Raw genomic sequence first — 13,017 nt, 5'->3', positions numbered from 1 at the left:
GTTGCCTGTCAATTTTTAAATTCACCATTGATCATTAACATTATATAAATGCACTGAATCCTGTAATTGATCTTCCTACAATCAGTGAATTGATTTCTTTTGTTCCTTCATAGGAATAAATAGCTTCAGCGTCGGCAACAAATCTCGCGACATCATATTCAAGTAAAATTCCGTTTCCGCCCATCACTTCACGGGCTCTGGAAACGATATCTCTGGTTCTTAACGTACAGAAAACTTTAGCTAAAGAAGCATGCTCATCTTTTAAAATGCCTTCATCCTGCATTTCAGAAAGCCTGAAAACCATCGTCTGCATTGCCGTAAGATTTGACAACATTTCTACCAAATGTCCCTGAATCATCTGGAATGAAGCAATCGGTTTTCCGAACTGCTCTCTTTTTCTGGTATAATCTAAAGCGCTTTCATACGCTCCTCTTGCACAACCTGTCGCCATCCATGCCACTCCTGCTCTGGTCATTCTCAACACTTTTCCGGTATCTTTGAATGAATTGGCATTTTGTAAACGGTTTTCTTCTGTAACCAAACAGTCTTTCAGTGTGATTAAACCGTTCTGAACAATTCTCAATGCCATTTTTCCTTTAATTTTTTCAACAGAATAGCCCGGATTATCTTTTTCAACAATAAAACCTTTTACTTCTCCGTCATCTAAATCTCTTGCCCAAATGATGATTATATCTGCAAATGTTGCATTTCCGATCCATTTCTTCTGTCCGTTGAGAATCCAGCCATCGGGTGTTTTTTTGCATGTTACCGTCAATCCTCCTGCTGCACCGGAACCTACTTCCGGTTCTGTCAATCCAAACGCTCCGATTTTTTCAAATTTCTGCATTTGGGGAAGCCATTTCTGTTTTTGCTCTTCAGAACCGCAGATATAAATTGAACCCATCGCCAAACCAGATTGCACGCCAAAAAAAGTAGCAATCGAAGCATCAATTCTTGCCATTTCCATAGCAATAACCCCTTCCATTAAAAAAGGCATTCCCGGACAACCGTATCCTTGATAGGTTACTCCGCAAATATCTAATTTTTGAAATTTCGGAATCAGTTCAAATGGAAATTCATCACGCAGCCAATAATGATTGACCAAAGGTTTTACTTCTTTTTCCATAAAAGCTCTCACTTTAAGCTGAACCTCTCTCTGCTCGGGACTCAACGTATGATAGATATCGTAGAAATCTCCGTCTATTGGCGGAAGCTCTTTCTTTTTCTTATTCGGATCAAGCATTTTCATTAAACCTCCGAGCTGCTTATCATCGAGTTTTGAGAAATTCTGCATCAGTTTAGGAAGATCGACTTTTTGAGAAATAGCACTCAACTGATCAAAGTCTATGGATCTGAATAACTCTATTGCGTTTCTGATTTTGGAAAAAGTATTTGACATAGTAATGATTGTGTGTTTGATTTGTAAAAGTTAAGCAAAAATTGCTCCGAAAACAAACCACTTTCCTCAAGACTATTTTACAAAACACTGAATTTTAACATTTTAAAATCTCTTTTCTCTTTACAAAATGTTTGCCCTCAATTTTCAAACTTTACAACTGATTCGGCCGGAACTTTGAGATAAGCAAAACATTAAAAATCAATATTATGAAAACTACTTACATCAGATTATCGATCGCTACAGCACTTTTATTGGGAATTTATTCTTGTAAAAAACAGGAAGCAACCGGTGAAGGGTATGGAGAAGCTACTGCTATCACCGATTCAGCAGCAGTTGCTACTTCAGACAGTATTTCTTCAGTAGCTACCATGAAGGTAAAAGACAAACAGTTCATTAAAACCGCAGATGTAAATATGGAAGTAAAAGATGTTTATGATGCTACGATTTCCATTGAAAAATCGGTTCAGGAACTGGGCGGATTCGTCACTCACAGCAATTTAAAAAGCAATGTGATCTCAGAAGACACTTACAACACTTCCAACGAAGAAGCTATGCTGGTAAAAAAATACCAATCGGAAAACAGCATGCAGGTAAGAATTCCGACCGCAAAACTTGGTGAATTACTCACTCTGATTAATGATAAAAAATTATTTCTGAATTCAAGATCAATCAATGCGGAAGATGTGACTTCCAATATAAAATACGCTGAGCTTGAAGGAAAAAGAATTAAAAAAACAGGCGAAAATATATCACAGCTAAAAACCAATAAAGACAAAGTAAAACTGGATGATGAAAACATGTCTGAAAGCAACCAGCAACAATATGCCAATATGGATGTAACCGACAATTTAAAATACAGCACTGTTGATATTTACATCAAAGAACCTAAAATCAGAATCGCCGAAATTGCGATCACAAATACCCAAAGCATTGATGACAGATATAAATTTGATTTTATCTACAGCGTAAAATCTGCTTTTGTGGAAGGATATTATTTAATTCAAAGAATTGTTGTCGGGCTCATTGTTATCTGGCCTATATTATTAATCGGAGCCGTTGTTCTATTTCTTTATAGAAAAAGAAGATCAGCAAGAAAAGCCCAACAAAATATTCCAGAGTAAAGCTTTCCTAATCTTTATGATTATCACTATATTTTAATTTTACTGACCTTCGGATTTCCGGAGGTTTTTATTTTTTTTGAAAAAAAACTGTAACGATTGTAACGACACCTTTACCTACTGTTTAAAATAACAGAAAATCAATAAAAAATAACCGTATGAAAAATTTAGTAAAACTAGGAGTCGCTGCATTAATGACGATTATAACCATGACTATCAATGCTCAAAATAAAGAGAGTGAAAAAAGCATTCTTTGGGAAGTGACAGGAAACGGACTTTCAAAACCCTCTTACATTGCCGGAACATTCCATATCATGTGCAGCAAAGATTTTGAGATGAAATCTAAAGTAGTAAAAGCTCTTGAAAATTCGGAAAATTTTGTCATGGAAATCAATTACACAGATCCTAAAGAAATGACTGCTTTGCAGGGAATGTTCAAATCTGATAAAAAATTGTCTGATCAATTAAGTCCAAATGAAGCGAATGAACTTGATAAAATTCTTGCCAGTTACGGAACCAATCTGAAAAATATGGACAGTTCTTCTTCTCAGGCATTGTATGCGCTTATTTCAATGAAAGCCGTTCCATGCCCACAAACTGAAATAAAATCTTATGAGATAGAGCTTTTACAAACCGCTCTTAAAAGCAAAAAAAACATTGGCGGATTAGAAAAAGTAGAAGATCAGCTGACTTCCATTAATACTGCTTACAACCTGAAAGATGTGATCCAACAGCTGAAAATGGGTAAAGAATATGAAATTCTTCTGCAGGGAATGATCAGCGCATTCAAAAAAGAAGATCTGCAAACGGTGTATGATCTTTTTAAAAATGATAAATTTATGAACAGCAAACAGGAAAAAGCCATGCTTACGGACAGAAATAAAAACTGGGCAGAAAAAATGCCCGAAATGATGAAAAAAGAAAGCTCATTTTTTGCTGTAGGAGGTGCTCATCTTATGGGAAACAACGGAATCATTCAATTACTGAGATCAAAAGGATATAGTGTAAAGCCAATAAGCAGCTTATAATTTAACCATGAAAATATCATCGTGAGCAATTCAACAGAAGCTACTTTTTTACGACTCATCAATCAGCATAAAGGCATTTTATATAAAGCCTCCCGTATTTATGCAGATTCCATAGAAGACAGGGAAGATCTTCAGCAGGAAATCATGATCCAGCTATGGAAATCGTATCAGACTTTTAAAGGAAACAGCGAATTTTCTACATGGATGTATCGTGTAGCCATCAATACCGCCATTACTTTTTTTAAAAAAGAAAAACAAAGAACCAATCATCACACTGATACTCCCCACCATTTTGAATTTCAGAATGAGGAATACAATCCTTCCAAAGACAAACAGCTTGAGATTTTTTACAAAGCCGTTCAGGAACTGAAACCTCTGGAAAAAGCAATTATTTTCTATTTCATGGAAGGGCTTTCCCACAAAGAAATTGGAAACAATATGGGACTCAGTGAAGGAAACGCCCGGGTAAAACTCAACAGAACAAAAGAAAAAATACAAAACATCATAAAAAAATCAGGTTATGAATTTTGATCAATTAAAATCAGAATGGGATAAAGAAAATACAGATATTCATATTCCCAACACCATAGATCAGCTCAAAGAGAGCAAACATCCGATAGAAAAGATTCAAAAAAACATGAAAAAGGAATTTATCATGCAGGTTATTGCGGTTATTTTAATTGCTTTTTTTCCTCTGCAGCTTAAGTTTCCGGCTTCACAATATATCATCTATTACACATCGTATACGATGTTCGTTGTAATCTCTTCCTATTACCTTTTCGGATTTTATAAATTTTATAAGCAAACCGAACTTTATACGGGAAATACGAAAAACAGTTTATGGAAGATTTACCATGAGTTAAAACTTAATATGGAGCGTTACCAGTCTTTTGGGTTCCTCCTGTTGCCCCATTTTCTTATAACGATAGGACTGTTTATCTATAATACCCTTCTGAAAACAGGGAAATCACTCTCAGATCTCACCAATACTCAAATCTTTTCTTTGATTCTAGTTGTATTAATAGGCACTTTAGCCGTTGTTACCAGCATTATTCTATGGACCAAATACTTATATGGCCGCGATGCTAAAAAGCTGGAGAACATTTTAAATGATATGGAAGAAGAATAATAGTATTTCACTCTAAAATCAGCTTCAAATTCAACATTTGAGGCTTTTTTTATTAAAAAACTATTATTTATCTGCACCAAACTTATTTGAGGTTTTATTTTTCCGTAAATTTGCAATTCAATAATTTTGTATGAGGATTTGGCATTCAACAATCCTAAATCCTAAGCCTTAAAACCTTAATTTCTGAATATATATGCTATCAAAAATAAATCCTTTACACACCGAAAGCTGGAAAAATCTGGATGAATATTTCGGAGACTCTGACCTTGATTTAAGAACTCTTTTTCAGGAGAATCCTAACCGTTTTCAAGAATTTTCGTTACAAAGAGATAATTTCCTTTTCGATTATTCAAAAAACCTGATCGATTCAAAGACAAAACAACTTTTATTGAATCTGGCTGAAGAATGTCAGTTGAAAGATGCTATTTCTAAAATGTTCTCAGGCGATAAAATCAATGAAACTGAAGGAAGAGCAGTTCTTCATACCGCTTTGAGAGATTTTTCCGATAAAGAGATTTTGGTAGACGGAGAAAACATCAAACCTCAGATTAAAAGAGTCTTAGATCACATGAAATCTTTTTCTGAAAGCATTATTTCAGGAGCACACAAAGGTTTCAGCGGAAAAGAAATTACAGATGTTGTCAATATCGGAATCGGAGGTTCAGATTTGGGACCTGTAATGGTAGTTTCTGCTTTAAAGCATTTTAAAACAAGATTAAATGTTCACTTCGTTTCTAATGTAGATGGAAATCATATTGCAGAAGTTGTAAAGAACTTAAATCCTGAAACCACTTTATTCATCATTGCTTCCAAAACGTTTACGACTCAGGAAACAATGACAAATGCCAATTCAGCAAAAGACTGGTTCTTACAGGCTGGAAAACAGGAAGATGTGGCTAAACACTTTGTCGCTTTATCAACTAATGTTCAAGCAGTTAAAGACTTCGGAATTGCAGAAGAAAACATCTTCGAATTCTGGGATTGGGTAGGTGGAAGATACTCACTTTGGAGTGCAATAGGGTTAAGTATTGTTCTTGCAGTGGGTTACGAAAACTTCGAACAGCTATTAAAAGGAGCTTTTGATACGGATCAGCATTTCCAGACTGCAGAATTCTCTGAAAACATACCTGTTTTGATGGGACTTTTAGGAATCTGGTATCGTAATTTTTATGCCGCAACAAGCTATGCGATTCTTCCTTATTCTCAGTATTTAGACAGATTTGCAGCTTATCTTCAACAGGGAGATATGGAAAGCAACGGAAAATATGTAGACCGAAACGGCGAATTTGTAGAATATGAAACGGGACCAATTATTTGGGGAGAACCAGGAACAAACGGACAACACGCTTTCTATCAGTTGATTCACCAGGGAACTGAATTGATTCCTGCTGATTTTATTGCTTATGCAAAAAGCCCGAACAAAGTTTCGGATCATCAGGATAAATTATTAGCTAACTTTTTCGCTCAGACTGAGGCACTTGCCTTCGGAAAAACAGAAGAAGAAGTGGAGGAAGAATTGAAAAATTCAGGGAAATCCGATGAAGAAATTGATTTCTTGGTAAATTATAAAGTCTTCCAGGGAAACACCCCTACTAACTCTATATTATTCAAAGAATTAACTCCTTTTTCACTAGGTCAGTTAATTGCTTTATATGAACATAAAATTTTCGTTCAGGGTGTTATCTGGAATATTTTCAGCTTCGACCAGTTTGGAGTAGAGTTAGGAAAAGTTTTAGCAAACAAAATTTTGCCGGAACTTGAAAATAATGAGACGATTGGCTCTCATGACAGCTCAACAAACGGACTGATCAATTATTATAAAGGAAATAAGTAAAAGAAAGTAAATATCTAATAAAAGTAAAAAATGGCAGAAATTCTTGACGGATTAAAAGTATCCAAAGAAATAAAACAGGAAATCAAGGCTGAAGTTGAAAAAATTGTTGCCGGAAAAAGAAGAGCTCCGCATTTGGTAGCCATTCTTGTCGGAAACAACGGAGCAAGTAAGGCTTATGTAAATGCTAAAGTGAAAGATTGTGAAGAAGTTGGTTTTCAGTCTAGCTTAGTGAAATTTCCAAGTACGGTTTCTGAATCTGAATTATTGGAAAAAATTGATGAATTAAATAAATCTAAATCAGTTGACGGATTTATCGTTCAGTTGCCTTTACCTGACCAAATCGATCAGGAGAAAATCATCAATGCAATTGATCCAAGAAAAGATGTAGATGGTTTTCACCCGGAAAACTTTGGAAAAATGGCGTTGGAAATGGATACATTCCTGCCGGCAACTCCGTTCGGAATTTTGACATTATTGGAAAGATACAATATTGAAACAAAAGGTAAAGACTGTGTCATCATCGGAAGAAGTAAGATCGTTGGAAGACCAATGAGTATCTTGATGGGAAGAAAAGATTTCCCGGGAAACTCTACGGTTACTTTGACACACTCTTATACTAAAGACATCGAAGAATATACTAAAAAAGCAGACATCGTCATCACGGCTTTAGGTGATCCTCATTTCTTAAAAGGTGAAATGATCAAAGACGGAGCAGTGATTGTTGACGTTGGAATTACAAGAGTAGACAACGATTCTCCAAAAGGATATTATTTGGCAGGTGACGTAGATTTTGACAGCTGTGCAGCAAAAGCAGGCTGGATAACGCCTGTTCCGGGAGGAGTTGGACCTATGACAAGAGCGATGTTGATGAAAAATACCATCATTGCTTACAAAACTTCGGTCTATAACGACTAATTTTAAAATGAATAAAGAAGAAGATATTTTATTAAAAGAAGGTAAAATGCTCCCTGTGATGGAGCATTTTTACACTCTTCAGGGAGAAGGAGCACACACCGGAAAAGCAGCCTATTTCATCAGATTGGGTGGTTGCGATGTCGGGTGTCACTGGTGTGATGTAAAAGAAAGCTGGGATCCCAACTTACATCCATTAATGAATGCGGAAGAAATTGCAGAAGCTGCAGCAAAACACTGTAAAACAATTGTTTTAACAGGAGGAGAACCTTTAATGTGGAATCTTGATATTTTAACATCCAAATTAAAAGAATTGGGATGCATCATTCATATTGAAACTTCAGGAGCTTATCCTATGAGCGGACATATCGACTGGATTACCCTTTCTCCAAAGAAAACAGGGCTACCAAAAGAAGAAATCTATGCGAAAGCTCACGAGCTTAAAGTAATTGTTTTCAATAATAATGATTTTAAATTTGCTCAGGAACAGGCTGCGAAAGTTTCAGAAAACTGTACTTTATATCTTCAGAGTGAATGGAGCAAACGTGATGAAATGTACCCCAAAATCACAGACTTCATTTTAGAAAACCCGGAATGGAGGGCTTCAGTTCAGACCCACAAGTATCTGAATATCCCGTAAAATAATTATCTTAGGCCCTCAGTTATTCTGTAACCATGCAGAGAATAAGATACTCTAGATATTTAAAAACAATAATCATTTTGCTTGACCTTTTGGTTATTGCAAGTGTATTTATATTCTTTTTTGCCGAGAGAAATGCAGATTTGATGCAAAATAACGAAGTTTGGTCATTTCCATTACTTCTGCTTGTCTCTTTCTGGGTTTTGCTGAGCGGTAGAACACAGATCTATAATATCCGGAGAAACATTACGTACACAACCTTTATAGAGCGACTCATCACTCATTTCATTTTGTTTGTTATTGGGTTGGTGCTCATAAGAAAAGTAAGTAACAATCAGTTTTTCGGGTCAGAATTATCGTGGCTTTCCCTTTATCTTTTCTTTTTTATTGTTCTTACAAGATCTCTTATCTATTTTATCATTAAATATTTACGGTCTTTAGGAATCAATAATAGAAACGTCATGTTTCTTAATGAAAACGGCTCTACGAAAGTTCTTAAAAACATTTTAGAAGAAAGAAAAGACTTTGGTTACAAAATTTTTGAACTCCAAAATGAGACAGTCAAAATTGAAGAACTTCAGCTTTTTTGGAAAAAAAATGGCATTCATACGTTATTTTTACCATTAGAAACAACTTTTGATAAAGTTACGGAAGATCATATTTTCAAACTTGCTGAAGCAAATAAAGTTCACATTTCACTCATTCCGAATATATCACAGAACGATTGGTTTTTATATGATTTGGGATACATTGAAAATCAGCCGGTTCTTCATCAGACTTCTTATCCGCTGGACAATTATTTCAACTTTTCGTTAAAAAGAATATTTGACATCCTTTTTTCAGTTATAATTTTAGTGGGTATCTGTTCCTGGCTTTTCCCGATTATTGCCATTTTAATTAAAACCAGCTCAAAAGGACCCGTTTTTTTTATTCAGAGAAGATATGGGTTTCATGAAGAAGTTTTCAACTGTCTCAAGTTCCGTACAATGGTGGTAAATGATGATTCTGCTACAAAGGTTACTGCAGAAAACGATTCCCGTATTACAAGATTCGGAAATTTTTTAAGAAAAACCAGCCTGGATGAAATGCCTCAGTTTTTGAATGTTTTAAAAGGTGAAATGTCTGTTGTCGGACCTCGTCCTCATATGTTGGCGGTGGATGACTATTACAAACCCAAAATCGGAAGATACAGTGTAAGAAGCATGGCTAGTCCAGGAATTACAGGTTTGGCACAGGTAAACGGTTTAAGAGGAGATTCCGGAGACAGAGAAGTAGAAATGAAAAAACGAGCTTTGGCAGATGCCTATTATGTAAGAAACTGGAGCTTTGTTCTTGATTTGGTCATTATATTAAAAACCATAATACTGGTAATAACCGGAGATAAAAAAGCAAAATAGAAGATGAATTTAGACTTAATTTTAACATTAAACTAAGCCTAAACGTAGCTATAATCTTCATCTAATTAAATAAAAAAAGTCTAATTTAGCAGAATGTTAAAAAAGTTTTTTACAGCAGTAGGAGAATACATTATCCTTCTAGGTAAATCTATCCAGAAACCTCAGAAAATGAGGGTTTTTTGGAAGCTGTTAATGAGAGAAATCAATGATTTGGGAGTCAACTCATTCGGGTTGGTTATCTTTACATCCATATTTGTCGGGGCGGTAGTTGCGATTCAGATGTTCAATAATTTTGATGCTTCATCTTTCCCGATTCCTCCTTCATTTGTAGGGTATGCAACAAAAGCAGTTTTAGTGCTGGAATTTGCTCCCACCATCATCAGTTTGATTTTAGCAGGAAAAGTAGGTTCATACATCGCTTCAAGTATAGGAACAATGAGGGTTTCCGAGCAGATTGATGCTTTGGATATTATGGGTGTAAACTCCCCGAACTTCCTGATCTTTCCTAAAATAATTGCCTGTGTTATTTTTAATCCTTTATTAATTGCGATCAGTATCGTGTTTGGTATTGGTGGCGGTTATATAGCCGGAATTTTGACAGGGAACTGGACGACCAATGATTATATCATAGGAATTCAGATGTATATGCCCAATCTTTTCATCTATTATGCATTTGCTAAAACTCTTGTTTTTGCTTTCATTATTGCAAGCGTTCCGTCCTATTTCGGATACAATGTAAAAGGAGGTTCACTGGAAGTGGGTAGAGCAAGTACACAAGCCGTGGTTTGGACTATGGTTTTCATTATCCTTTCCGAGTTGCTATTAACCCAATTAATATTAAGCTAATGATTGAGGTAAAAAATTTAAAGAAAAGTTTTGATGAAGTTGAAGTACTTAAAGGAATTTCAACCTCTTTTGATAAAGGAAAAGTAAACTTAATTATCGGGCAGAGTGGTTCAGGGAAAACAGTTTTTCTTAAAAGTTTATTGAATGTTTACCAACCGACTTCAGGAGAAATCCTGTTCGACGGCAGAAACATTAATGTAATGAATAGAGAAGAGAAACTCCAACTTCGCTCAGAAATCGGAACGGTATTTCAGGGAAGTGCTTTATTTGACTCTTTAACGGTGGAAGAAAACATCATGTTTCCGCTGGATATGTTTACAAACCTTACTTTCAGAGAAAAGAAGAGAAGGGTTTTTGAGGTAATCGGAAGAGTACATTTAGATAAAGCAAACAGAAAATTTCCCTCTGAAATTTCCGGAGGAATGCAGAAGCGTGTGGCAATTGCAAGAGCAATTGTAAATCACCCGAAATATCTTTTCTGTGACGAGCCCAATTCCGGTCTTGACCCGTATACTTCTAATGTAATTGATGATCTTTTGTTAGAAATCACCAAAGAATATAACACCACAACGATTATTAATACGCATGATATGAACTCGGTGATGACGATTGGCGAGAAAATTGTATATCTGAGATTAGGAATAAAAGAATGGGAAGGTAATAAGGATATCCTGATTACGGCAGGCAATAAAAATCTTATCGATTTCGTTTATTCTTCAGAACTATTTAAAGAGCTGAGAGAATATATGCTTGAAAATAATAAAACTATTGAAAATACAATCACAAAAATAGACGATAATGAAACGAATTCTTAGTATCGCACTTATAGGGTTTTCTATGTTCGCTTCGGCACAGATTTCTCTTGCGGGTAAAGCTAATTTAATTTTTCCGACAGGTTCTCCTTCTTGGAAAAACATAAAAGGGACAGTAAATGATGCTATCGACGGCGAAGGAAAAAATAATGTAGGTTTCAACGTTGGTCTTTCATTGAAAGCCAGCCTTCCTGCTTCATTCTTCTTGATGCCGGAACTATATTATACCAATTTTAAAAACGAATTTACTACAGCCAATACAACTTTTGATATCAAAAGCAGCCGTATAGATCTACCTGTTCTTGTAGGTCACAAAGTGTTGGGAGATATGCTCGGAGTTTTCATAGGACCTGTTGCAAGCTACAATTTAAGCAAAGAAGATACCTTCAACGACTTTAAAGAAAATGCAAGAGATAATTTCACAGTTGGATACCAATTCGGAGCTCAGCTGGAGATTAAAAAACTGATTTTAAATGCTAAATATGAAGGCGCTTTCAGTAAAGACGAGAGAAAATTCATCAGCAGTGTATCAGGGGAGGAAATAAGATATGACAACCGACCTAATCTGTTTATGGTAGGAGTTGGATACAAGTTCTAGATTCATCGAAAATAACAACTATAAAAAATCCTCAGATCATTAGATTTGAGGATTTTGATTTTGAGAATGAAACTCAGCTTCTCGTTTTGCGAGCTCGTTGGCCTGTTTTTCCAATTCTTCTTTATCTTTTTGCAATTGTTTGAATTCTTTTCTTTTTTGTTCTGCTTTTATAGCACTTCCTTTACTCATATAACCAAGTATTCCACCAATAATCAACCCAATTCCAATACCTCCCAGAATCCCCATAATGTGAGACATTTGTAAATCATTCACCGTAAAATTAGGTGATGTTAAATAGAATAAAAGTACAGATAATGCCAAAAGTATGATCCCTGTAATAGATAAATTCTTCATAGTGTTTATTATATTTAATGATTGGGTAACTAAAAAAGTCTTATCAAATTTACTAAAATTCAACAAGACTTTATCAAGATTAAAAATTCATATCGTTATATTTTTCCACCTGCCGCTTTATAATACTCTAAAGCTTTTGGTAAGTCTTTATTGATATCTGAAATTCGGGTTTCGGGATTCGGGTGGGTAGAAAGGAATTCCGGTTGTTTTGCTCCTGTAGAAGCCGCCTCCATTCTGTTCCAGAAAGGAATTGCCTCTCTTGGGTCATATCCCGCCATTCCCATGAGATATAATCCCATTTTATCCGCTTCAGATTCCTGATTTCTACCATATTTTAACAACGCTACTTGTGAACCGATAGGATAAGCTTTTTCAAAAATACTCGCCCATTGCGCATTAGAAATAGTTCCTCCTAAAATCTGCCCACCGTATTGCGCAACCATCGCCTGAGAAATTCTTTCATTTCCGTGACCTGCCAATGCGTGAGATACCTCATGTCCCATTACTACAGCAAGCCCGTTATCATTTTTTGTGATCGGCAAAATTCCTGTATATACAGCTACTTTTCCACCGGGCATACACCAAGCGTTCAGTTCACTGCTTTGTAAAAGATTAAACTCCCAGTTATAACTTGCCAAATCAGCACTTCTTCCAATACTTGCATAATATTTTTCTGCAGCGGCCTTAATTCTTGTCCCTACATTTACCACTCTTTTTGCATCCGTAGTACCAGTAATTACTTTAGATTTGCCTAATGTCGTTTTATATTCCTGTGCAGACATTGTCATAATTTCAGAATTATCTGCAATCTGCAATGAAGATCGCCCCGTAATTGGGTTTGTAGTACAGGCTACAGCTAACAGAGCAATAGCTCCTATTCCTAATAATTGCGTAATTTTCATAGTTTCGAGTGTTAAATAATTCAACATTTACAATTTCTATTCCAAAAA

Annotated in this window: 14 protein-coding genes; 11 read left to right on the top strand and 3 right to left on the bottom strand. The window is 35.6% G+C overall.

What is annotated here, in order from left to right:
• Positions 1-40 precede the first annotated feature (40 nt).
• On the bottom strand, positions 41-1,399 hold the full coding sequence (locus tag JI747_RS09315; protein WP_225687990.1) for an acyl-CoA dehydrogenase family protein: 1,359 nt from the start codon (positions 1,397-1,399) through the stop codon (positions 41-43).
• Positions 1,400-1,605: 206 nt separating this feature from the next.
• On the opposite strand from JI747_RS09315, the gene JI747_RS09310 reads away from it, so the two are divergent.
• The 11 genes from JI747_RS09310 (at position 1,606) to JI747_RS09260 (ending at position 11,713) form a co-directional block, all read left to right on the top strand.
• The gene (locus JI747_RS09310) at positions 1,606-2,520 is read left to right on the top strand and encodes a DUF4349 domain-containing protein (protein WP_225687988.1); all 915 of its coding nucleotides are present in this window, start codon (positions 1,606-1,608) and stop codon (positions 2,518-2,520) included.
• 155 nt (positions 2,521-2,675) lie between these two features.
• Complete coding sequence (locus JI747_RS09305; RefSeq protein WP_225687986.1) at positions 2,676-3,545, top strand: TraB/GumN family protein; 870 nt, start codon at positions 2,676-2,678, stop codon at positions 3,543-3,545.
• A gap of 96 nt (positions 3,546-3,641) precedes the next feature.
• A complete protein-coding gene (locus JI747_RS09300) occupies positions 3,642-4,076 on the top strand; it encodes an RNA polymerase sigma factor (protein ID WP_394371139.1) in 435 nt (144 codons plus the stop codon).
• Entirely contained in the window at positions 4,066-4,674 is a 609-nt protein-coding gene (locus JI747_RS09295; protein WP_225687982.1) for a hypothetical protein, read from the top strand. The genes JI747_RS09300 and JI747_RS09295 overlap by 11 nt, the downstream gene beginning before the upstream one ends.
• A 193-nt stretch (positions 4,675-4,867) precedes the next feature.
• Entirely contained in the window at positions 4,868-6,508 is a 1,641-nt protein-coding gene (pgi, locus tag JI747_RS09290) for a glucose-6-phosphate isomerase (RefSeq protein WP_225687981.1), read from the top strand.
• A 30-nt stretch (positions 6,509-6,538) separates the two neighbouring features.
• Positions 6,539-7,423, top strand: coding sequence for a bifunctional 5,10-methylenetetrahydrofolate dehydrogenase/5,10-methenyltetrahydrofolate cyclohydrolase (locus JI747_RS09285; RefSeq protein ID WP_225687980.1), 885 nt, complete (start codon positions 6,539-6,541; stop codon positions 7,421-7,423).
• A gap of 7 nt (positions 7,424-7,430) precedes the next feature.
• Positions 7,431-8,060, top strand: coding sequence for a 7-carboxy-7-deazaguanine synthase QueE (locus JI747_RS09280; RefSeq protein WP_225687979.1), 630 nt, complete (start codon positions 7,431-7,433; stop codon positions 8,058-8,060).
• A 35-nt stretch (positions 8,061-8,095) separates the two neighbouring features.
• Positions 8,096-9,457, top strand: a complete 1,362-nt coding sequence (locus JI747_RS09275; RefSeq protein ID WP_225687978.1) for an exopolysaccharide biosynthesis polyprenyl glycosylphosphotransferase — start codon at positions 8,096-8,098, stop codon at positions 9,455-9,457.
• A 93-nt stretch (positions 9,458-9,550) separates the two neighbouring features.
• Positions 9,551-10,303, top strand: coding sequence for an MlaE family ABC transporter permease (locus JI747_RS09270; RefSeq protein WP_225687977.1), 753 nt, complete (start codon positions 9,551-9,553; stop codon positions 10,301-10,303).
• Positions 10,303-11,118 carry an ABC transporter ATP-binding protein gene (locus tag JI747_RS09265; RefSeq protein WP_225687976.1) on the top strand — a complete coding sequence of 272 codons (816 nt, stop codon included), beginning with the start codon at positions 10,303-10,305 and terminating at the stop codon, positions 11,116-11,118. The genes JI747_RS09270 and JI747_RS09265 overlap by 1 nt, the downstream gene beginning before the upstream one ends.
• Complete coding sequence (locus JI747_RS09260) at positions 11,102-11,713, top strand: outer membrane beta-barrel protein (protein ID WP_225687975.1); 612 nt, start codon at positions 11,102-11,104, stop codon at positions 11,711-11,713. The genes JI747_RS09265 and JI747_RS09260 overlap by 17 nt, the downstream gene beginning before the upstream one ends.
• Positions 11,714-11,752: 39 nt before the next feature.
• Here JI747_RS09260 and JI747_RS09255 read toward each other — a convergent pair whose 3' ends face one another.
• Both JI747_RS09255 and JI747_RS09250 read right to left on the bottom strand, forming a co-directional pair.
• A complete protein-coding gene (locus JI747_RS09255; protein ID WP_225687973.1) occupies positions 11,753-12,067 on the bottom strand; it encodes a hypothetical protein in 315 nt (104 codons plus the stop codon).
• A gap of 95 nt (positions 12,068-12,162) precedes the next feature.
• Complete coding sequence (locus JI747_RS09250; protein ID WP_225687971.1) at positions 12,163-12,969, bottom strand: M48 family metallopeptidase; 807 nt, start codon at positions 12,967-12,969, stop codon at positions 12,163-12,165.
• Positions 12,970-13,017 lie beyond the last annotated feature (48 nt).

The sequence above is a fragment of the Chryseobacterium tagetis genome (assembly GCF_016735585.2).
GTDB lineage: Bacteria > Bacteroidota > Bacteroidia > Flavobacteriales > Weeksellaceae > Chryseobacterium > Chryseobacterium tagetis.
This window is presented reverse-complemented; position numbering and strand designations above follow the sequence as displayed.

Coding starts and splice junctions, on each gene's coding strand:
- JI747_RS09315 (WP_225687990.1), bottom strand. CDS start 1,399: ATGTCAAATACTTTTTCCAAAATCAGAAACGCAATAGAGTTATTCAGA.
- JI747_RS09310 (WP_225687988.1), top strand. CDS start 1,606: ATGAAAACTACTTACATCAGATTATCGATCGCTACAGCACTTTTATTG.
- JI747_RS09305 (WP_225687986.1), top strand. CDS start 2,676: ATGAAAAATTTAGTAAAACTAGGAGTCGCTGCATTAATGACGATTATA.
- JI747_RS09295 (WP_225687982.1), top strand. CDS start 4,066: ATGAATTTTGATCAATTAAAATCAGAATGGGATAAAGAAAATACAGAT.
- pgi (WP_225687981.1), top strand. CDS start 4,868: ATGCTATCAAAAATAAATCCTTTACACACCGAAAGCTGGAAAAATCTG.
- JI747_RS09285 (WP_225687980.1), top strand. CDS start 6,539: ATGGCAGAAATTCTTGACGGATTAAAAGTATCCAAAGAAATAAAACAG.
- JI747_RS09280 (WP_225687979.1), top strand. CDS start 7,431: ATGAATAAAGAAGAAGATATTTTATTAAAAGAAGGTAAAATGCTCCCT.
- JI747_RS09275 (WP_225687978.1), top strand. CDS start 8,096: ATGCAGAGAATAAGATACTCTAGATATTTAAAAACAATAATCATTTTG.
- JI747_RS09270 (WP_225687977.1), top strand. CDS start 9,551: ATGTTAAAAAAGTTTTTTACAGCAGTAGGAGAATACATTATCCTTCTA.
- JI747_RS09265 (WP_225687976.1), top strand. CDS start 10,303: ATGATTGAGGTAAAAAATTTAAAGAAAAGTTTTGATGAAGTTGAAGTA.
- JI747_RS09260 (WP_225687975.1), top strand. CDS start 11,102: ATGAAACGAATTCTTAGTATCGCACTTATAGGGTTTTCTATGTTCGCT.
- JI747_RS09255 (WP_225687973.1), bottom strand. CDS start 12,067: ATGAAGAATTTATCTATTACAGGGATCATACTTTTGGCATTATCTGTA.
- JI747_RS09250 (WP_225687971.1), bottom strand. CDS start 12,969: ATGAAAATTACGCAATTATTAGGAATAGGAGCTATTGCTCTGTTAGCT.